General features: G+C 69.6%; 15 protein-coding genes and 1 pseudogene. 3 read left to right on the forward strand and 13 right to left on the reverse strand.

The window, feature by feature from the left end:
• Positions 1 to 905: 905 nt before the first annotated feature.
• From HS041_RS33225 to HS041_RS33255, 7 genes are all read right to left on the reverse strand, one after another.
• A complete protein-coding gene (locus tag HS041_RS33225) occupies positions 906 to 1229 on the reverse strand; it encodes a hypothetical protein (protein ID WP_196444804.1) in 324 nt (107 codons plus the stop codon).
• Positions 1230 to 1355: 126 nt separating this feature from the next.
• On the reverse strand, positions 1356 to 2567 hold the full coding sequence (locus tag HS041_RS33230) for a helix-turn-helix domain-containing protein (RefSeq protein ID WP_307845566.1): 1212 nt from the start codon (positions 2565 to 2567) through the stop codon (positions 1356 to 1358).
• A 4-nt stretch (positions 2568 to 2571) separates the two neighbouring features.
• Positions 2572 to 3117, reverse strand: coding sequence for a flavoprotein (locus HS041_RS33235; RefSeq protein WP_196444805.1), 546 nt, complete (start codon positions 3115 to 3117; stop codon positions 2572 to 2574).
• A gap of 9 nt (positions 3118 to 3126) precedes the next feature.
• Entirely contained in the window at positions 3127 to 4587 is a 1461-nt protein-coding gene (locus HS041_RS33240) for a replication initiator (protein ID WP_196444806.1), read from the reverse strand.
• A gap of 721 nt (positions 4588 to 5308) precedes the next feature.
• Positions 5309 to 6847, reverse strand: coding sequence for a recombinase family protein (locus HS041_RS33245; RefSeq protein ID WP_196444807.1), 1539 nt, complete (start codon positions 6845 to 6847; stop codon positions 5309 to 5311).
• Positions 6848 to 6882: 35 nt separating this feature from the next.
• Positions 6883 to 8034, reverse strand: coding sequence for a metallophosphoesterase (locus HS041_RS33250; protein WP_230880069.1), 1152 nt, complete (start codon positions 8032 to 8034; stop codon positions 6883 to 6885).
• A 74-nt stretch (positions 8035 to 8108) separates the two neighbouring features.
• Positions 8109 to 8978 (reverse strand): transporter substrate-binding domain-containing protein, encoded by an 870-nt coding sequence (locus HS041_RS33255; protein WP_196444808.1) that lies wholly within the window; start codon positions 8976 to 8978, stop codon positions 8109 to 8111.
• Positions 8979 to 9108: 130 nt separating this feature from the next.
• On the opposite strand from HS041_RS33255, the gene HS041_RS33260 reads away from it, so the two are divergent.
• On the forward strand, positions 9109 to 10683 hold the full coding sequence (locus tag HS041_RS33260; RefSeq protein ID WP_196444809.1) for a methyl-accepting chemotaxis protein: 1575 nt from the start codon (positions 9109 to 9111) through the stop codon (positions 10681 to 10683).
• A gap of 192 nt (positions 10684 to 10875) precedes the next feature.
• Here HS041_RS33260 and HS041_RS33265 read toward each other — a convergent pair whose 3' ends face one another.
• From HS041_RS33265 to HS041_RS33275, 3 genes are all read right to left on the reverse strand, one after another.
• Positions 10876 to 12033 carry a sensor histidine kinase gene (locus HS041_RS33265; RefSeq protein WP_196444810.1) on the reverse strand — a complete coding sequence of 386 codons (1158 nt, stop codon included), beginning with the start codon at positions 12031 to 12033 and terminating at the stop codon, positions 10876 to 10878.
• Between the two features lie 211 nt (positions 12034 to 12244).
• A complete protein-coding gene (locus tag HS041_RS33270) occupies positions 12245 to 13225 on the reverse strand; it encodes an aldo/keto reductase (protein WP_196444811.1) in 981 nt (326 codons plus the stop codon).
• Positions 13222 to 13584: a MerR family transcriptional regulator gene (locus HS041_RS33275; RefSeq protein ID WP_196444812.1), complete on the reverse strand. Its 363-nt coding sequence runs from the start codon at positions 13582 to 13584 to the stop codon at positions 13222 to 13224. Before HS041_RS33275 ends, HS041_RS33270 begins: the two co-directional genes overlap by 4 nt.
• Positions 13585 to 13953: 369 nt before the next feature.
• Here HS041_RS33275 and HS041_RS40560 point away from each other — a divergent pair.
• Positions 13954 to 14415: pseudogene (locus tag HS041_RS40560) on the forward strand (DUF998 domain-containing protein); the annotation flags it as partial.
• Between the two features lie 129 nt (positions 14416 to 14544).
• On the opposite strand, the gene HS041_RS33285 reads toward HS041_RS40560, so the two are convergent.
• Entirely contained in the window at positions 14545 to 15534 is a 990-nt protein-coding gene (locus tag HS041_RS33285) for a nucleoside hydrolase (RefSeq protein ID WP_196444813.1), read from the reverse strand.
• 82 nt (positions 15535 to 15616) lie between these two features.
• Between HS041_RS33285 and HS041_RS33290 the strand changes: the two genes are divergently transcribed.
• Positions 15617 to 17053 (forward strand): WGR domain-containing protein, encoded by a 1437-nt coding sequence (locus tag HS041_RS33290; RefSeq protein WP_196444814.1) that lies wholly within the window; start codon positions 15617 to 15619, stop codon positions 17051 to 17053.
• A 74-nt stretch (positions 17054 to 17127) separates the two neighbouring features.
• On the opposite strand, the gene HS041_RS33295 is transcribed toward HS041_RS33290, so the two are convergent.
• Positions 17128 to 17541 (reverse strand): TrmH family RNA methyltransferase, encoded by a 414-nt coding sequence (locus HS041_RS33295; protein ID WP_230880072.1) that lies wholly within the window; start codon positions 17539 to 17541, stop codon positions 17128 to 17130.
• Positions 17542 to 17878: 337 nt separating this feature from the next.
• Positions 17879 to 20299 (reverse strand): Tex family protein, encoded by a 2421-nt coding sequence (locus HS041_RS33300; protein ID WP_196444816.1) that lies wholly within the window; start codon positions 20297 to 20299, stop codon positions 17879 to 17881.
• Positions 20300 to 20343 lie beyond the last annotated feature (44 nt).

Below are 20343 nucleotides of genomic sequence, written 5' to 3' on the forward strand. Positions count from 1 at the left end.
CTGCCCTCACCTGTCCATCGTCATCTGCGATCAACAAAGCCTTGCAGGATATCCCATAATTTCCAAGATTTCGTAGTGAAATTTTAATTTCTTAACGTGTTGATGTGATCACTATCCGCTGAGATCGCATCGTCGGAGCGAGCGCCAGCCTGCCGCGAGGCTTCAGCTCCTCGGGCCTGGCGGCCCTGCGGTGCGGGTCCTCTTGCAATCGAGCATCTTGGCGACAAGTCCGAGCAAATGCGGGACATGCGCGGGATGATCTTACGAAGGGCGCGGGCCATGCCGGGCATTCGCACAGCTCACACCACTTGAGCCAGCCGTACAACCCCCACTCTCCTAATGCGGGTGCCTTCGATTTGCTTGCCGGAGCCCGCCCGGCCGCTTGGCGGCCCGGCGGGCTGCGCTGCGGCCTGGGGGCCGTTCTCGCCCACCAGCCGCCCGCGTCCAGCGGGCTCCGGCAAGCAGTCGCCCACCGCTTCGCCACCGGCCCCAACCGCTACGCGGCCCCTATGGGGTGCTTCGCATTGGCGCCGGCCGCTCCGCTCCCATGAGCGATTCCCGCGTTGCCGAGACAAGGCGTGGTGACGCCGTCCCTCCAGATCTCACGTCACCACGCCCGTCCTACCGGGCTCTTCCGGACAGCAGTGCCGCCCAGACTGCCCGAGCCTCATTGACCGGCCAGCGCGGAGTCTCGCGCACCTCAGGCATGTCATCGAGTTGGACAGTGCGCCGGATGAACGCCTGCCCGCCGCCCTGACACAGTTCGTAGACCGTGGCACGGCATATGCACGTCCACGCCATCGGTCGCACCCGTTCCAGGGTCCGGTACGGCATCCGCCAGGCCAAGCGGATGTGATCACGCTGGACCATCGCAACGTGCGGGCTCACACACTCCTCCAGCACGATCATGACGTCCTGTCCGACGACTCCGGCAAGGGATGCGCGACCCGCAGAGCCTCATAGCGCCGAGCCACACGGCGAGCGGCCCGCGCCGGGTCAGTGGCCGGATGCCAGGCGTAGGTGAAGCGCTGACGCTGGGCGTCCCAGCCGGTCCTCCACCAGTAGCGATCTTCCTTGCACCACACGACCAGGCCCGTCCAGACCGACACCAGCGCCAGCCCGTAGCCGTCGTGAACGTCGGCGGCGATGCCCTGCTGTTCCAGTTCGGTTCGGAGTTCTTCGGCGGCGATCACCGAAGGTTCCGCGAGATGTCCGCGCGCTACCGGCATGGCGTGGCCTTCCTCCTGACATCGAGAAATGGCTGATGTCTCAGCAGGTCAGGAGAGACCGTAGGCGCGATATCGCAGGGGAAGCCGTACCGCTGTGAAGCCAAAGAACCCGCACAAAAGTGTGGATCAGGCGATTCCGGCCCGGGTGGCGAGCCCGCGGAGCTGTGGAGTGCTCGCCCGGTGTTCTCGCTTGAGGAGTTGGGTCAGCAGGTCACGGGGGCGGCTGCCGTAGCGCACGAGTTCGGGTGAGAGCCGTTCGGCCTCAAGGAGCATGTTCACCGCAGCGGCGTCCTTACGCTGGACCGCGTAGGCCCGCGCCAGGTCGAGATGTACCTGAGCGCGCCGCCCGACGAGCCCGGCCGCCAGGTCATCCGGGTTCAGTGCTTCGCTTTTGCGGATGGCCTGGCGTGCGTCTCCGGCCTCCACCGCTGCGGAGATCTCGTGAATGGTGACGTTGGCCGGTCCGAAGGCGGTCCAGAAGTCGTTGCGCTCCTCCCCTATGAGTTCGGCGGTCTGCCGTGCCTGTTCGAGGAAGGTTCTCACCGCCGCCTGGTCGTATCGAGCGGCAGCGGTGACCGCGACGAGGTGGAGCGCACCGAGCAGGGACAGCGGCCGGGGGTCTGCACGTCGGGAGGAGCGGTTCAGTGCTTCGGCGGCCCGGAGCACGACCTGAAGCGCCCTGTCCGGTTCGCGGAGCCGTACGAAGACGTAGCCGAGCCGGTAGGCGCTGACCGCGACGAGCAGGGGCCGTTCGGCTTCCTCTGCTGCAGCCAATGAGCGATCAGCCGCCATCCAGGCGAGTTCGGCCTCTCCCACGCGCCGCAGTGTGGTCGTGGTGCAGTGGTACGTCAGCGAGCGGAGCGTCTGATAGGCCCGCCGGTACTTGGTCGGCGCGTGACGACTGCCGAGTTCGGTTGCCACGATCAATCCCGGGAGCCGCCTGCCGACGTCGTCGTAGTGCGTCGCCTGATAGAGCCGGTTCACTCGCCGGACCTCGTGGCGGAGCCAGGTGAGGCTTTCCAGCGACCCTTCGACGTGACGGGGGTCGATCAGGGACGCCAAGCCGTCGTAGCTCATCATGGCCTGGCGGATGGCGGACGCCGCTCGATACTGCGTCATCGTGTCTGTTTTCGTCGCGGTGAGTTCATCGACGGGCAAGCCCAGGATCTCAGCAAGGGCGCTGATCACTGTGTGGCTGTCCATGGGGCGCTGGCCCCGTTCGACTTGGCTGAGCCAGCTCTCGGAACGGCCGATCAGTCCGGCGAGGACGACCTGTGACAGGCCACGGCGACGGCGTGCCCGGGCGATTCGCTGTCCGATCTCCTTGCGGGCATCCACGCCATCACCTCTGTGAGTGTCGCTCCCCGACAGCGCTGTGCAGTTCTTGCATGATGCGTTCCCAGGATGGCATGCGGGCATGCGGCGGCGCATCGGGATCGAACAGCACCCGCACCCCCATTTCCCGCAGTGCGTCGAGGCTGCGGCCGAAGGCCAGATGCCGGGCGAGTGCGTCTTTCAGCAGCGGAACGGCCACGATGGGAGTGCCGAAGCCCATCACCTCGCACAGCAGACCCACCGCGAACGTGTCAGCGATGCCGTTCGCCCACTTGTTGATCGTGTTGAACGTCGCCGGAGCCACGATCACCGCATCGGCCGGAGGCAGGCCCTTCGGCTCGTCCGGCATGCGGTAGGTGCTGCGGACCCGATCCCCGGTCAGTTGTTCCAGCGCGGGAGCATCGACGAAGCGTTCCCCCATCGGCGTGGTGACCACGTGTACCCGCCACCCGGCTTCCTGCGCGAGCACCACCAGGCGTCGGACATCGGCAGCCGCAGGCGCGGCACAGGTGATCACGTACAGGACACCGCGTGTCCTCTCTGGAGGCTCCACGGCATGATCCTAATCAGCGAGGACATCTCGACACTGTTCGTCAGTAGATCTTGACGCGCCGTCGGCCGGGACCTGTTCGGCCCGTTCCTTGGTGATCTTCCGGGCGGTGGCGATACGTTGTCGGGCGAGTTCGGCCCAGAACGCTTCGCCGTGGCGGTGCCCGCTCCCGGCGTAGCGCCAGTCTTGCACGGTGATCGTGTCTCTCTCCGCTGGGTCAGGCAGGCCGAGGATCGCCCGTGCTTGCGCGGCTCGGTGATCGGCGCGTGCTTGGCGCAGGTCTCCCAGAGTGACGGAGTAGTGGCGGCTCTTGGTCGAGAAGTGCCCGCCGTAGCCGAGCATGTGAGCCCACTGCCGGAGCGGCACATCCCGGTACTGTGGAAGATCACCGAGGATGAAACACGTCAAAATCATGCGTCGGGCGTGCTCGGTCACGTCCAAGCTGGTCACATCCCAGACGTTCCGGATCGGACGATCCACGGTTCCGGCGGATTCGGCCCCTTTGGTGGCATACTTGGCCACGTAGGAGGCCACCCGCTGATCGCTGACGCCGTCCAACTCGGTGGAGACGTAGACCGGCCGGACGTCGAGCTGATCACCCCATCCCAGAGCCAGCGACGAACGATGGCCGTCCGGAACGGAAACCGTGACCTGTTGGGCAGCCTGCCGGATCACCTGATCCAGCAGGGGAATGGTGGCCCAGGCCGGCGGCCGGTCGGTTGGTCCCTCGGGGCCGTCGAGCCGGATGACGGCATGGAAGTGGACCAGGCCGCGCGCCTGATACTCGGCGACCTTGGCATACGACAGGCGCAGCATCCGGCGCAGTTCGGTACGGCTGACGCCGAGCAGCCGGGCGAAGACGGACGGCACGGTCTTGGTGAACTCCCGCCAGAGCCGTCCCGCATGGGCGTTCCACAACACCGCGTTCCGGTAGTCGTAGCAGTCCATGCAGAGGGGTTGCCCAAGCTGGGGGTCGTCGCGGTCATGGTGGGTGCCGCAGCTTTCGGGCCGCCCATGCTCGCATACCGGGAAGTCACGTCGGGGGCGGCACGGCAGGACCTTGCCGTTCTTCTCTCTACGAGCATGGACCGCACCGAAGGAGGGAGCGGTGAACGTGGCGAACACGCGTGGATGTTCACTCACGTCCTCCGGAACGCCCTTACCGCCACGGAGGCCGGAGATGATCAGGTGATAGGTGTCGTCTCGATAGGTGGCCGAGCAGGACGGGCAACGGGACGCGCGCCGGTTGCCGCATGCGGTCAGCAGAAACCCGGTGGGTTCGTCGGCGGTCCGGTAGACGTCCAGGACCTCACCCGTTCCGGCGTCCACGGTCAGGCGTTCCCCGTGGAGCCGGACGGGCTGAGCGCAGCCGCCAGTTGCGTACACCATGCGTTGCCACCGGGCGAAGTCCGGCATGGCTGCACGTTGTACGGCGGCCAGGATGTCAGGCGAGAAGGGTGGGACATCGCTCACGCGGCATCCCTCCCGCTCTCGGCGGGGACGGAGGGAGCGGCATCGGCCCGCTGGTGAGAGAACTCGATGCCGTAGATGGCAGCGATACGCCGCCACTTCTCGGGCGAACGCTCAGGAGCCTGAGCGATCATGCGCTTAGTCCACTCCTCGATAAGCGCGGCTTGTGGTACCGGTCCTTTGGGTACCAATTCACTCCTTTCCTCGCAGGGAAAGCCGCCGTCTGTATCGGGAAAAGGGCGAGCGCCATCGCCGGATATGCCGGAACGGCATACCCGCTCTTGCGGTGGTGTCTCTTTCAGCGAGAGCGTGGAGTGTTAGGTTTTGCGCGACGGTTTAGCCAGGTGAGCACTGCCGTGGTGTGGGCCTACCGCTGGCCGGGTCCCCCCAGCGGAACGGCTTGTCATCGTTTTATTGCCCGGTGGCGTTCTGTGCTCGGTCTGTCGCGGCTGGTGTCTCGCTGCTTCCCGAACTACGGGGCTCTTTTCGTACTCACATTTGTACCACTCGAAAGGCGAATGCATGCAGGCCAAGGTTCCGCGCAGTCCATTAACTGTGAGTCCCCGTGAGAGTCCCTAGACGTCCAGTGGCGTCCGGTTGCGTCCCATGGCGTCCGACTGCATACGGCTGCACCTGATCGTTTGAGGGCATAAGTAAGGGGGCTGTCACCTTCCGGTAAGGCAGTCAGCCCCCTTGATCGATGAGGACGTCTCAGGACGTCCGGTCAGTCTTCCCGCCAGACCGGCTCCAGCAGATCGGGATTGAAGGGCTTGTAGCCCCCGCCCGCCGGATGGACGATCACGGCGAGCAGCTCTTCCCGGATGTGTGCTCGCTTCTGCGACAGAGCCAGACCGCCTTCTTCTTCGGGCAGGTCCCAACGACGGCGGAGTTCGGTGATGTCGATCGCCGAGCTTGCGCGCTGACGCTCGACCGAGGCGGCATGCCTGTGCTTCTCCGCACGGAGCCGACTGATCGTCTTCTCAAGCCGGGGAAGAGCGCTGAAGAAGAACTCGTTGCTGATTTCCTCACTCTCCCACTTCGCCGTCAGAGCATCGCGACGCTGTATGGCGGCGGACAACTCGTCTTCTTTGCCCCAGGAGGGATCTTGCTCAGGGGCGTTGAAGACCGCTCTCGCTTCCATGAAGTTCAGGACGAGTTGAGAGATCGCGAAGTCCACCAGGTCGCCGCGCCGGCTGACACCACCGCACCCGCCCGCGCCTTTCGACTGGCACTGATAGAGGTGGTAACCCTTGCCTTTCGGCTTTGACGCCCGCAGTCGCTTGTTGCAGATCTTGCCGTTAGGCATGAGCCGTCCACACCGGAGGAACCCGGTAAGGAGATAGGTGTGCTCCCGCCAATCCTGCGTGAGAGGGCCGGAGACAGCACCGTCGCTGCCCACTTGGTTGCCTTTCCTGCTATCGATGATCGCTTGCACGGCGAGCCACTCTTCCGGGGTGAGAATCGGAGTCCACTGGCCGACGACGGGGTTGCCCTCCGCGTCCCGTACGAAGTCCCCGTTGAGCCGACGCCAGCCGCACAATCGGGGAGCGGCCAGCATGGTCCCCAAGGTCTGCACTCGCCAGGGGTTGCCCCGGGGGGTCAGCACACCCGCCTTCTGCCACTCCGTCACGATCGAGTTCAGGGAACGACCAGCGATGAAGTCGCGCGCGGCCTTCTGGATGAGCGGAGCTTCGGCAGGGTCGAGGGTCAGGCGATCGACCTTCCAGCCGAACGGACGCACCCCGCCCACCGGCTTGCCCTGCATGGCCCGCGCCTGATGTGAACGGCGCATGCGGCGCTGGATCTTCCGAGCCTCCATCTTGGAGATGACCACGCCGAACATGCCCATGCTCTCTACGTCCTCGCTGTAGAGGTTCTTGACGCTCTTGGAGTCGGCGAAGACGAAGCCATCGTTGTAGGTGAACGCGTCGACGAAGCGTTCATAGTCACCCGAACGCCGGGCAAGGCGGTCATCGGCCACGACCACCACACCGCGGACCGGCGTGCCGTCGGGGAGTTGGCCCTTGCGCAGGGCTATGAGCATCGCTTCGAAGCCGTCGCGGACGACATCGGCCTTCGAGGCGGACTTGTCGTTGTCGGTGAACTGATGCACAACAGTCCATCCGCAACGGGCAGCCGTCTCGTGGTTCACGATGTGCTGGTCCTTCACACCGTGTTCGTCCTTCTTGGTGTCCGCCGAGATGCGAGCGTATGAGACCACCGGAATCGGGGAGTCTGGCCCCAGCGCGACCAAGCGTGGCATGACGCCTCCTTGAGAACCTCGCCTCAAGGAATGTTCTACATGTAGTCCAGGATCGCGGTGTCCTTGTACGGCGACTCCGCGGCCGAGAGCTGCTCCTTGGACTGCGCGACGACCGTGTTGACGTACTTGACCGTGGTGTCGTGCTGCTCCTTCATGAGCGCGACGATCTTCGGGTCCTCGTCCACGGTGTTGGTGTTGAGCGTGGTGGAGGACTTGCCGGTGACGACCCACCTGCCGCGCTGCTTGGTGAGCCGGAAGTCCAGCACGCTCAGCCGCTGGCCCCACCTGCCGGGCTCGGTCAGCAGCACCTGCCGGCCGGTCACCTTGTTGGTGACGAACTTCTGCGCCACCTCGTTGTGCGCGTGCCCGAACAGCACCGCGTCCACGCCCGGGACCTGCTCGGCGACCATGGCCGAGGCGTTCTCGATCGGCAGGTCACCGCCGTAGGACGACATGCCGTTGTCGCCCGCGTGGGCGGTCACCACGACCACGTCGGCGCCGAGGCCGCGGATGACCGGCACCCACTTCTTGGCGCTCTGCACCAGGTCGGTGAAGCGCAGCCTGCCCGCGACGTTGGCCTTGTCCCAGATCGCGACGCCCGGGTTGGTCAGGCCGAGCACGCCGACCTTGACCGGCCTCTCGCCCTTGATCCTCATCGTCTTGATGGTGAACGGCTGGTAGGCGGGCCGGCCGGACTTCGCGTGGACGGCGTTGGCGCCGAGCACCGGGGCCCTCATCTGCTCGACCCAGGTGGCCAGCAGCGGCAGCCCGTAGTTGAACTCGTGGTTGCCCAGCGTCACGGCGTCGTAGCCGATCGCGTTCATCGCGCGGGCCATCGGGTGGAGCTCGCCGGTCTCGTTCACCGGTTCGATCTTGGCGTAGTAGTACGCCAGCGGGGTGCCCTGGATGGTGTCCCCGGAGTCGAACAACAGCGTGCGGTCCGCGCCGCGTTCAGCGCGGATCTTGCTGACGAGCGTCGACACCTTGGCCAGGCCGACGTCGTTGCCCCTGCTGTCGGTGAACTCGGCGTTTTTGAAGTAGTCCCAGTTCACGGTGTTGCCGTGCAGGTCGGAGGTGCCCATCACGGTCACCGTCACGGACTTGTCGGGAGAGGCCGAGGCGGTCGCGGGGACGGCCAGGGCCGCCACCGCCACCACGCCCACGACGGTGAGCTTCTTCCTGTGCATGCGACCGGACAGCAACCCGTTCAGATTGCTGCCCGGTTACGACATCCTTACTGCTCAGTGGGGCTCCGGCCCGATCAGGCCCCGCCGTTGATGGCACCGGTCTTGAGAGAGCCCTCGGAGATCTTCCACTTCTCCAGCAGCTCGTCGTAGGTGCCGTCCTCGAACAGCTCGTACAGGGCGAGCTGGATGGCCTTCTTCAAGGTGCCCTGGTCCTTGCCGATCGCGATGCCGTACGGCGCCGCCTCGATCTGAGCCCCGGAGATGCGCAGCGAGGGGTTCTCCTGCACCGACACCGCCGCAGGGGGGAAGTCGTCGAGGTAGACCTCGGCCTTGCCGTCGAGCACCGCCTGCTTGGAGTCGGACAGTGCGCCGACCGTGACGACCGTCAGCTTCTTGCCCGCCGGGCAGCGTTTGTCCTGCGCCTCGGCGAGGCCGACGTAGATGGTCTCCGCCGGGACGGCCACCCGCCGCCCGCACAGGGCGGTGATGCCCTCGGACTCCGTCTTGACCCCCGCCACGACGACGGAGCCGACGTTGAGGTAGTCGACGAAGTCGACGCGGCCCTGCCGCTCGGCGGTGTCGGTGATGGACGCCATGGCGGCGTCGAGCTCGCCGGACTCCACCTTGTCGAGCAGGTCGCCCCACCCCGTCTGGCGCATCTCCAGCTTCAGGCCCAGCCGGGCGGTGATCGCACGCGCCAGGTCGACGTCGAACCCGGCCTGCTCGCCGCCGTCCATGAACTCCATGGGGGCGTAGGACAGATCGGAGCCGATGAGGAGGGTGCCCGCCCGCCGGATGTCGTCGGGCACGTACGATCGTGCGGCCGAGGACTGCGCGGCCGGTGCGTCCGCCGCGCCAGAGCCGGCCGGGGTGTCCGGATCGGCTGAGCATCCGGTGAGGAGAACGCCGGCGGCGAGGGCCGCCAGCCACGGGGTGATGCGCATGGGGTGTCCTTGGGTACTCGGTGGACCTGTCGGTTCTTGCCATGCGAATCGGCAGTGACTCATCTCACTTGAGCCCTAAGCTCCGGCTTTCCCCTGCCGATCTGCCTCGCAAGCGAGCGAAGAGGCGATTATGAGACTGACGATTCGACACCAGATCCTGGCCCTGGCGGCCGCAGGCTTTCTCCTTGTCACCGCGGCCGGCCTGATCGGCTACCGGGGCATCTCCCAACTGGAGGAGGCGCAGAGCGAGGCGCGTTCCGCGGCGACGGCGCTGAGAGCCATCGGCGCGGCGGACACCGCCCGGGTGGCCTTCCGCGGTGACGTCCTGAACGCGCTGACCACGCGTGACAGCGCCGAGCGGCAGGGCGTGCTCGACCTGCTCGGCGCGCACGTGTCGGAGCTGCGCGCCAACCTGGCCCACATCGTCGGGGTCCAGCCGGAGCTGGCCCCGCAGGTGAAGGACCTGGAGGACGCGGCCGACCAGATGATCGCGGCCGGGCAGCGGATGGTCACCCTGGCCAGCCGGGTGGTCAGCGACCCCGGGCAGCTCGGTGCGGCCAAGGCCCGGCCGGACTTCGAGAGCCACTACAAGAGGTTCGACGAGACCCTTCCCAAGCTGGAGAAGGCGATCGCCGAGCAGGCCGAGGAGACCTCCGCGACGGCCGTGGGAATGGCCTCCGACGCCAAGAACCTCACCCTGGTCACGGCGGGACTGGCCGCGGTGCTGCTGGGCGGCGCCGCCGTCCTGCTCGCCCGGCGGGTCTCGCGCCGCATCGGCTCCTTCGTCACCGGCATGAGGGCCCTGGCGGACAAGGACCTGACCGTGCGGGCGGAGATCGGCGGCAACGACGAGCTCACCGAGCTCGGCAAGAGCCTCGACGAGGTCGTCGCCACGGTCCGCGACGCCATCGGCGAGATCGCCGAGAACGCCGCGGCCCTCATCTCCGCCTCCAGCAGGCTCTCGGACACCAGCCGGGACCTGGCGACGGGTGCGCAGACCGCGGCCGACCAGGCCAGCAACGCCTCGTCCAACGTGGACCAGGTCGCGCGGAGCGTCAGCTCGACCAACGAGGCGGCCCAGAGCCTGCAGACCTCCATCCGCGACATCAACGGCGCCGTCGCCGAGGCCGTGCAGGTGGCCGAGGAAGCGGTCGGCCTGGCCACGACCACCAACCGTACGATCGAGCGGCTTCGGGCCTCCAGCGGTGAGGTCAGCGCCGTGGTCAACATGATCACCTCGATCGCCCAGCAGACGAACCTGCTCGCGCTCAACGCGACCATCGAGGCGGCCAGGGCCGGTGAGCAGGGCAAGGGCTTCGCGGTCGTCGCGGGCGAGGTGAAGGACCTCTCCCAGGAGACCGCCTCCGCCACCGAGGACATCGAGAACAAGGTCGCGGCGATGCAGGGGGACACCGAGAACGCGATCGAGGCGATCGGCCGGATCAGCGCGGTGATCAACCGCATCGACGAGATCCAGCGGTCCATCGTCTCGGCGATCGAGGTGCAGAGTCAGGCCACCCAGTCCATCGGCGCCGGTATCGACGTGGTCTCCCGCTCGTCGAGCGACATCACCAGCTCGATCCTGAACGTCGCCGAGGCGACCCGTACCACCCACGACGGTGCCACCCACACCGAGACGGCGGCCACGGAGCTCGCGGGGCTGGCGCACAACCTCAACACGCTCGCCGAGCGGTTCCGGCGCTGACGGCCCGCGCCCGCCCTGTCCGTGACGAGCCGCTCCGGCGCGCTACGGATCACGGGGGCGGGCCGGACCGTTCTCGCAGGTGTAGCGGACGGCTCCGGCGCGGACCGGGTTCGGCCGGAGGCCGGCTGGGCGCCGATGGCGAGCCGGAGCCCGCGGCGACCGTCGCCTGGCCGTCCGCGAGGAGAACGAAGATCATGTGACCACGGGGATCCGGCCGTTCAGCGGGAGGGAGACCCGCACGCCGTACCCGCCGTCCGGGAGCGGGCCGGCCGACAGGCGGCCGTGGAACAGCGCGACCCGCTCACGCATGCCGACCAGCCCGTGGCCGGGCCCGCCGGAGGCGGGGGCCCGGCCGTCGCGGGGTCCCTCGTCGACGATGTCCAGGCAGAGCATCCGGGAGCGGTAGGCGACCGTCACCTCGGATCTGGTGGGCCCCGCGTGCCGGAGCGTGTTGGTGAGCGCCTCCTGGACGATCCGGTAGGCCGACAGGTTCAGGCCCACCGGGAGCGGTACGGGGCTGCCCTCGATGGTCAGCCGCACGTCGAGGCCCGCCAGGCGCACCTGCTCCACCAGCTCGTCCAGCCTGGCCAGGCTGGGCTGCGGAGTGAGGCCGTCGTGCCCGGAACCGGTCCTGAGCAGCCCGACCATGAGGCGCAGCTCCTCCACCGCCTCGCGTCCGGTCTCCTCGACCACCTTCAGCGCCTCGCGCTCGGTGACCTGGTCGGGACGGAGCATCAGCCGTGTCGCGCCCGCCTGCATGACCATCACGCTGACGCTGTGCGCGACGACGTCGTGCAGTTCGCGGGCGATCCGGAACCGCTCCTCGGTCACCGCCTCCCGGGCGACCAGCTCTCCACGTTCCTGCGCCTGGAGGGCGATCTGCCGGTAGCGCCGTACGGCCACGCCCGCGCCGCCCGCGATGGAGGTCATCACCATCAGGACGGCCACATCACCGACTGCCAGCTCCGGTGTGGCCAGCACCAGCAAGGCCAGGTCGAATCCGGCGGTGACCGCCAGTCCCGCGCGCACCCGCCGATCTTCCGGCGGGAACGCGCTCAGCAGCGTGAACAACAGGATGAGCTGGGTGTAGAGCTGCCACGCGGGCGAAATCTCGCCGAAGTACGCGATCGAGGCCGCGCTCGCCAGCGTGTAGACGGTCAGCACGGTGAACGGAGCCCGTTGCCGCACGAGCACCAGGGCCGCGGCGGCCACCACCGCTCCGATCCACCACCAGGAACGGCTCTGCCCGGAAACGAAATGGCGCCCGCCGAGTTCTTCGGCGACGCCGAACAACAGGACGGCCGCCGAGATCAGCCAGTCGACGAAGGTGGGAGGCGGGCGGTGGCTCATGAGGCGAGGGTAAAGGGGACATACGGGCCGGGGGATCCCTCTCGAGGCGGATAAGTCTGCGGGCCGGAGGTCCTGTGGACCCCTGCTCGGAGCCGCCGGGCTCCGAGCAGGGGACGCGGGGTCCGTCTCAAGGCGGACAGCGGATCGGGACGTGCCGCGACGACGCGGGGCCCGGACACGCCTCCCGGCGGGCGGCGCGCCCGGGAGGCGGTCACTTCTCGACGAGGGACATGTCCGGGTAGCGGTCACCGCGTACGGCCCCGCTGGGCACGGCGGCCTCCAGCGCGGCGAGCACGTCGGCGCTCAGCCTGACATCGGCCGCCGCCGCGTTCTCCTCCAGATAACTCAGCCGCTTGGTGCCGGGGATGGGGACGACGTCCTCGCCCCGGGACAGCACCCAGGCCAGGGCGAGCTGGGCCGGGGTGCAGCCCGCCTCCTCGGCGATCTTGCGGACGTCCGCGACGAGCGCCTCGTTGCTCGCACCTCTCTCCCCGGTGAAGCGGGGGAGGTGCTTGCGGAAATCGTCGTCGGGCATCTCCTCGACCGGCGGGAGGGCCCCGCCGAGCAGACCCCGGCTGATCGGGGAGTAGGCCACCAGCGCCACGCCCAGCTCCCTGGCCGCCGGCAGGATCTCCTCCTCGATGCCCCGGGTGAACAGGGAGTACTCGCTCTGCAGCGCGGCGATCGGGTGGACGGCGTGCGCCGCCCGCAGGGTCTGCGCGCTCACCTCCGACAGGCCCAGGTGGCCGACCTTGCCCGCGGCGACCAGCTCGGCCATCGCCCCGACGGTCTCCTCGATCGGCACCCGCGTGTCGCGCCGGTGCATGTAGTACAGGTCGATGTGGTCCACGCCGAGCCTGCGCAGCGAGGCGTCGCATGCCTTCCTGACGTACTCGGGGCTGCCGTCGATGCCGCGCACGGCCGGGTCGTCGCTCCGGACGACGCCGAACTTGGTCGCCAGCACCACCCGGTCCCTGCGGTCGGCGACCGCCCGTCCGACCAGCTCCTCGTTGTGGCCCCTGCCGTACATGTCGGCGGTGTCCAGGAAACCCATCCCGAGCTCGATCGCCCGGTGGATCACCTTGACCGACTCGGCCTCGTCGGCCGGGCCGTAGAACTCCGACATGCCCATGCAGCCGAGTCCGAGGGCGGAGACCCCGGGGCCGTCGTTGCCGAGACGCCGCTTGTTCATGAGTTCTCCAGCGCGTGATAGAAATTGATCTTGTAGTCGAGGATCGAGACGTCCTCGCTGAGCTGAGCGATCTTCTCCAGGACCCGCTCCCGATGGGCTTCGAGCATGTGCCGCCGCTCGGTCGCGGTCGCCGGGCCCTGACGGCGCAGCTCCGCGTAGCGGCACATCTCGGCGATCGGCATCCCGGTCGTGCGCAGCTTGGTGAGGAAGTCCAGCCATTCGAGATCCGGCTGGGTGTAGCTGCGGCGTCCGCCGGTGTCGCGGCCGACCTCGTGGATGAGCCCGATCTGCTCGTAGTAGCGCAGGGTGTGCGTGCTCAGCCCCGATATGCGCGAGGCCTCCTGAATGGTGATCCCCATGGGCACCACCCTGCATCTTCGAGTGCACTTTAAGTCAAGCGGGGCTCCCCTTCCCCGGCGCTCCGGGCGGGGAAGCGGCGTGCGCCCTCCCCGGCAGGCCGGCCCCGACGGGACCGACCCTGATGGGGCAGGGCCCTACCCCCGGCGTTCTTCGCGCAGCTCACCGGCCTGGTACGGCGGGCGTCCCCCTGAAGAGTCCCTCACCCCGCCCCGGGGTCCCTCCGGGATCACTCAGGGATGGTTCGGGATCATTTCGGATACTCCGTGACCTGGTCTGTCGCGATGGTTGGAGGCATGGAGAGCAAGGCGTTTTCGGGAGCAGGAATGGTCCTCGGCGGTTATGCGGCGATCGGCGCCGGGGCCGCGTCCATGCTCGGGCTGCACGTGGCCACGGGCCTCGATCCCGCGCACACGCTGATCAGCGAGTACGCGTTCGAGCCGGACGGCTGGCTGCTGCCCGCCTCCCTCACCTTCTTCGCCCTCGGCGCGACGGTTTTCGCGGTCCTGCTGGCCCGCCGCGGCGAGGACCGCAAGGCTGCGCTGCTGGTGGGGATCTGGGGCCTGTGCATGCTGCTGGTCGGCGCCTTCCCCACCGACAGGCCGGGGGTGCCGCTGTCGATGTCTGGTGGCATCCACCGCTATGCCGCGTTCGCAGCTTTCCTGGCGATGCCGATCGCCGGTCTGATCCTGGCCCGGCGGCACGGAGGCCGGCCGTACAGCAGGGCGGTGAAAGGACTGAGCCTCGCCTCGCTGGGCGTGCTGGTGCTGGTGGTGATCCCGTACGTGGTGCGGATGTTCGGCGTCGAGCTGAGCAACGACGACATCCCGGCGGGGATGATCCAGCGCCTGGTCGTCCTGTCCGAGGTGGCGGTGCTGGTGGCGCTCGGCCTGGCGCTGGGGACGCGGCCCGGCCGCGACCGGGGGCCGGAGCGTTCCGCACGGCGTGGCGCCGGGCGGTCGTCAGCCCAGGCGGAGGGCGAGGCGGCGGTAGGCGTTCAGGGTCAGCTCCCAGAAGCGTTCGACGTCGAGGGCGGTGGCGACCAGGGCGTTGGCCGGGCCGGCGGGCCGCAGGACGGTGACCGTCGTCCCGGGAAGCGGGCGCCCGGCCGCCGCGCCGGCGCCGGTGACGTGCGTGCCTTCGGCGCTGCCCGACCCGCCGGAGGAACCGGAGGTCTCCACGGTGACCGCGGCGGGCGCGAACGCCGCCACCTCCGGGTTGATCACGCAGGCGATCGCGCAGGCGTCGTAGACCGCCGGGCCCTCGTCCCCTCCGGCTCTGCCGGGGAACTCCGCGCACGGGGCGAGCAGCTCGCGGCCGAGCCGTCCCATCGCCCGCATCTCCGCCACCACCGCGCGCCCGGCCCGGGCGCGCCCGGCGACGTCGACGCCGAGCGCGGTCACCGCCCGGCCCGCCCCGAACACGAGCGCGGCGGCCTCGGGGTCGGCGGCCAGGTTGAAATCGGGCGCCGGGGCGGGGCGGGTGTAGGAGCCGCCCAGGACGACCAGGTCGCGGACCTGGTCCACGAGGTCCGGCGCCGCGCGCACGGCCAGCGCGACGTTGGTGAGCGGGCCGAGCGCGACCAGGGTGACCTCGCCCGGATGAGCCCGTACGGCCTCGGTGATGAAACCGGCCGCATGGCCGTCCGCCGGGGGCGGGGACGGCTCGGGCAGCGTCACCGCGCCGAGGCCGGAGACCCCGTGGGGGCCGCCCTCGCGCGCCAGGCGGTTCCCCGTCAGCGCGTGGGAGCTGCCCGGGACGACCGGCACCTCGCCGGTGCCCAGGAACGCGCGTAACCGCAGCGCGTTGGCGGTGGTCCGCTCCAGGGCGGCGTTGCCCGCGACCGTGGTGATCCCGACGACCTCCAGCTCCGGGTCGCCGAACGCGAGCACCAGGGCCAGCGCGTCGTCGAGTCCCGGGTCGCAGTCGATGATCACTTTTCTGGCCGTCACGCGGAGCAGGTTACCCATATCAGCATTTGTCACCCGGCTGCCGTACGCTCCCCGGAAACTCGATCAACGGAAGAGGCGAGAGATGACGGCGCGGAGCACGTACCTGGAGCTGTCGGAGGACGGCGGCGGCTCGCACAAGTTCTACGAGGTCGTGCTCGACGGGACGCAGGTGACGATCACCTATGGCCGGATCGGGGAGTCCGGGCAGACCAAGGCGTCCTCCTTCGCCACCGAGGAGAAGGCCACGGCCGCCGCGGCCAAGAAGGTCAACGAGAAGATCCGCAAGGGCTACGCCACCGCCGTGCGGGGCGCGCGGCAGGCCCGGCCGGTCACCCGGCGCAGCGTGGTGAGCTCCCGCTCCACCGCAACCCAGGCCCCCGTGCTGTGGCGCTTCGCCAGCGGCGCGGCGGCGTTCGGCATCTTCGTGGACGCCGAGCGCTGCTGGGTGGGCAACCAGCGGGGCGACGTCTACACCGTCACCCACGACGGCACCGTCACCGGCCGCTTCCGGCTGCCCGACGGCGTCAAGTGCATCGTCGCCGACGACTTCTGGATCTACGCAGGCGCCGACGACGGCAAGGTCTACGACCTCAGCGGCAAGGTGCCCCGGGTCGCCTACGAGATCGCCGAGGACGTCGACATCTACTGGCTCGACATCCACGACGGCGTGCTCGGCGTGTCCGACCGGGCCGGTCGGATCACCACCATCGACCACGAGGACGAGTTCCAGTGGGCGCGCACGGGCCAGGGCGACTCTGCCTGGATGGTCCGCTGCGACGACGAGGCCGTCTACCACGGCCACTCCGCGGGAGTGGCCCGCTACGACGCCGCCGACGGAGCTCCCGTCTGGCAGGCCGGCGTCCAGGGCGCGGTGCTGTTCGGCTGGCAGGAGGCCGAGTCGGTCTACGCGGGCACCTCGCGCGGCACCGTGCACCGGCTGCGCAAGTCCGACGGCCGCGCGGAGGCGGTCTACCGCTGCGACGCCACCGTCTTCTCCTGCGCCACCGCTCCCGGCGGCCGTTACGTCTTCGCCGGGGACAACCACTCCTCCATCTACTGCTTCGACGCCGACGGCACGCGCCTGTGGAAGCTCGCCACCGGCTGCGGCTCGGCCTTCTCCATGCAGTATCTCGACGACCGTCTCTACATCGTCACCACCGACGGCACGCTGGCCTGCATCGACGCCACCGAGGCGGCGATCAGGGCGGCACAGGAGGGCACCGTTCCCGAGCCGGTGGACGTCAAGGCCGCCGCCGGCCTGGCCGCGGTGGAGCCGGCCGTGACGGTGGAGACCGTCTCACCGGAGGCGCAGGCGGACGGCGGCGTGGTGGTGGAGTGCTTCCAGGAGGGAGGACGGCTGCGGGTCCGGGTGGTCAGCGAGGGTTACGAGTCCGGCTGGAACGTGCAGTTCCCCAAGAACGTGCGCGAGGCGGGGGTCCGCTATCTCGTCGAGGGCATCCGCCCCTCGGGGCGCGGCGGGTTCTACCGGGCCTACGGCGACATCAGGCGTCTGCTCTGACCGCGGGGGAGGGCCCCGGCCGGGCCGTCGGTCCGGCCGCGCTCCCCTGACGCCGGGCCGCCCCGGCGCGGGCCTCAGGTGAACCCCGCCAGCTTGTAGAGGACGAGCGATCCCGCGACGGCCACGTTGAGGCTCGCCCCCGTGCCGATCATCGGGATCTCCACGGCCGCGTCGAGCAGGTCGAGGGCCTCCGGCGGGATGCCGCCGCGTTCGTGGCCGAGTACGGCCACCGTCGGGTGGCGGGCCATGGGCAGGTCGGCCAGGCGGACGGCCTCCTCCGCCAGTTCCACACCCAGGATGCGGTCACCTGCGGCCCTGCGCTCGGCGAGCCAGTTCAGGGGCTCGCGAACCCAGTGCACGCAGGCGGGCTTGCGGAGCGTGTTGCCGCGCCGGAGGGCTTCGGGGACCCACGGCAGGCGCGGTACGGCCATACACGCGCCGACCGCGTCGCAGGTCCGCAGCAGGGTGCCGAGGTTGACCCCGTGCATCGGCCAGAGCGGGGCGACGCAAAGGTGGCCGAGGCACCGGAGTGGACGGGGACGGCGGGTGGCTCGCAGGTCTTCACGGGTGCGCACCCGCACGGCGGGGGCGGTCACGACCGGACGCGGACGGCCTCCGCGGGAAGATGACAGATCATGCTGAGGGCGCTTCGGCGGTGCGCCCGGAACCATCGACGGGAATGCCTGCGCCCAGGATAGCCGTACGGCCTGCGCCCCACGAGAGGCACAGGCCGTACGGCAGGTGGGCCCTACGGCACCGGGAAGCGCCACGGACCGCGGCCCGAGCCGCCGGGGACGGTGCTCCGGACCGCCGTGACCGGGGACTTCAGCGGCCGGAGCCGTCGAGGCCGGCGCGGCGCAGGGCCTCGGCCATGGCACCGCCCGGCGCGTTCCGCTGGTCGTCCCCCCGACGGCCACCGTGCTGCTGACCGCCGCGGCCCTGGCCACCGCCCTGGCCGCCGCGCCGGCCACCGCCCTGGCCGCCCCCAGTCTGGCCGCCACTGCCCTGACCGCCATCCTGGCCACCGCGCTGGCCGCCGCGGCCGCCGTCACGGCGCCCGCCGCCGGAGCGGTCGCGCTGCTCGGGACGGGCCTCGGTCTCGTCCTCCAGGCGGAGGGTGAGCGAGATGCGCTTGCGCGGGATGTCGACGTCGAGCACCTTCACCCGGACGACGTCACCGGACTTGACCACCTCGCGGGGGTCCTTGACGAACGTGCGCGACATCGCCGAGACGTGGACCAGGCCGTCCTGGTGCACGCCGACGTCGACGAACGCGCCGAACGCGGCGACGTTCGTGACCACGCCCTCCAGCAGCATGCCGGGCTGCAGGTCGGAGATCTTCTCCACGCCCTCCTTGAAGGCCGCCGTCTTGAAGGCGGGCCGGGGGTCGCGGCCGGGCTTCTCCAGCTCGCTGAGGATGTCGGTGACGGTCGGCAGGCCGAAGGTGTCGTCGACGAAGTCCTGCGGCTTCAACGCCCGCAGCGCCGTACCGTTGCCGATCAGCCGGGTGATGTCCCCGCCGGTGGCCGAGAGGATGCGGCGGACCACCGGGTAGGCCTCGGGATGCACGCTGGAGGCGTCGAGCGGGTCGTCGCCGCCGGGGATGCGCAGGAAGCCCGCGCACTGCTCGAAGGCCTTGGGACCGAGGCGGGCCACGTCCTTGAGCGCCCGCCGGGTGCGGAACGGGCCGTTGGCGTCGCGGTGGGCGACGATGTTCTCCGCGAGCCCGGAGCCGATGCCCGAGACCCGGGTCAGCAGCGGCGCCGAGGCGGTGTTGACGTCGACGCCGACCGCGTTCACGCAGTCCTCGACCACGGCGTCGAGCGAGCGGGAGAGCTTGGTCTCGGCCAGATCGTGCTGGTACTGGCCGACGCCGATGGACTTGGGGTCGATCTTGACGAGCTCGGCCAGCGGGTCCTGCAGACGGCGGGCGATGGAGACCGCGCCGCGCAGCGAGACGTCCAGGTCCGGCAGCTCCTGCGAGGCGTAGGCGGAGGCGGAGTAGACCGACGCCCCGGCCTCCGACACCACGACCTTGGTCAGGCCGGGGACCAGCTTGAGCAGGTCGCCCGCGAGCCTGTCGGTCTCCCGGGAGGCGGTGCCGTTGCCGATCGCGACCAGCTCCACCCCGTGCTCCTGCGCCAGCCGGGCCAGCGTCGCCAGCGACTGGTCCCACTGTCGGCGCGGCTCGTGCGGGTAGATCGTGTCGGTCGCCACGACCTTGCCGGTGGCGTCCACCACCGCGACCTTCACCCCGGTGCGCAGGCCGGGGTCCAGCCCCATCGTCGGCCGGGTCCCCGCCGGGGCGGCCAGCAGCAGGTCGCGCAGGTTGGTGGCGAACACGCGCACCGCCTCGTCCTCGGCCGCCTGCCACATGCGCATCCGCAGGTCGATGCCGAGGTGGACCAGGATGCGGGTGCGCCACGCCCAGCGCACGGTGTCGGCCAGCCACTTGTCGGCGGGCCGTCCCCGGTCGGAGATGCCGAAGCGGTGGGCGATGGCCGCCTCGTAGGTGCCGGTGGGCTCCTCCTCCGGCTCCAGGGTGAGGGTGAGGACCTCCTCCTTCTCCCCCCGGAACATCGCCAGGATCCGGTGCGAAGGGAGCTTGGTGAACGGCTCGGCGAAGTCGAAGTAGTCGGCGAACTTGGCACCGGCCTCCTCCTTGCCCTCGCGCACCGCCGCCACCAGCCGCCCCCTGCTCCACATGCGCTCGCGCAGCTCGCCCACCAGGTCGGCGTCCTCACCGAACCGCTCGACCAGGATCGCCCGCGCCCCCTCCAGCGCGGCGGTGGCATCGGGCACCCCCTCACCCACGAAGGCCGCGGCGGCGGCCTGCGGGTCGGCCGACGGGTCGCCGAGCAGCCCGTCGGCCAGCGGCTCCAGCCCGGCCTCCCGGGCGATCTGCGCCTTGGTGCGCCGCTTGGGCTTGTAGGGGAGGTAGATGTCCTCCAGCCGGGCCTTGGAGTCGGCCGCCATGATCTGGGCCTCGAGGACGTCGTCGAGCTTGCCCTGGTTCCTGACCGACTCCAGGATCGCGGTGCGCCGCTCCTCCATCTCGCGCAGGTAGCGCAGCCGCTCCTCGAGGGTGCGCAGCTGCGCGTCGTCGAGCATCCCGGTGGCTTCCTTGCGGTAACGGGCGATGAACGGCACCGTGGCCCCGCCGTCGAGCAGCTCCACCGCCGCCCGCACCTGGCCCTCGCGCACGCCCAGCTCGTCGGCGATCCGCTGGTCAATAGAAGTCGTCACGATCTCTTCCCCTTGTGATGGACGCCCCAAAGCTATCGCGTGGA

It is taken from the genome of Planomonospora sp. ID67723 (assembly GCF_015711605.1).
Classification (GTDB): domain Bacteria; phylum Actinomycetota; class Actinomycetes; order Streptosporangiales; family Streptosporangiaceae; genus Planomonospora_A.

Bases quoted from the DNA above. Each gene is read 5' to 3' on its own strand.
- HS041_RS33270 (WP_196444811.1), bottom strand. From the start codon at position 13,225: ATGAACAAGCGGCGTCTCGGCAACGACGGCCCCGGGGTCTCCGCCCTC.
- HS041_RS33275 (WP_196444812.1), bottom strand. From the start codon at position 13,584: ATGGGGATCACCATTCAGGAGGCCTCGCGCATATCGGGGCTGAGCACG.
- HS041_RS33250 (WP_230880069.1), bottom strand. From the start codon at position 8,034: ATGCACAGGAAGAAGCTCACCGTCGTGGGCGTGGTGGCGGTGGCGGCC.
- HS041_RS33265 (WP_196444810.1), bottom strand. From the start codon at position 12,033: ATGAGCCACCGCCCGCCTCCCACCTTCGTCGACTGGCTGATCTCGGCG.
- HS041_RS33245 (WP_196444807.1), bottom strand. From the start codon at position 6,847: ATGCCACGCTTGGTCGCGCTGGGGCCAGACTCCCCGATTCCGGTGGTC.
- HS041_RS33225 (WP_196444804.1), bottom strand. From the start codon at position 1,229: ATGCCGGTAGCGCGCGGACATCTCGCGGAACCTTCGGTGATCGCCGCC.
- HS041_RS33255 (WP_196444808.1), bottom strand. From the start codon at position 8,978: ATGCGCATCACCCCGTGGCTGGCGGCCCTCGCCGCCGGCGTTCTCCTC.
- HS041_RS33260 (WP_196444809.1), top strand. From the start codon at position 9,109: ATGAGACTGACGATTCGACACCAGATCCTGGCCCTGGCGGCCGCAGGC.
- HS041_RS33295 (WP_230880072.1), bottom strand. From the start codon at position 17,541: ATGCACGGGGTCAACCTCGGCACCCTGCTGCGGACCTGCGACGCGGTC.
- HS041_RS33290 (WP_196444814.1), top strand. From the start codon at position 15,617: ATGACGGCGCGGAGCACGTACCTGGAGCTGTCGGAGGACGGCGGCGGC.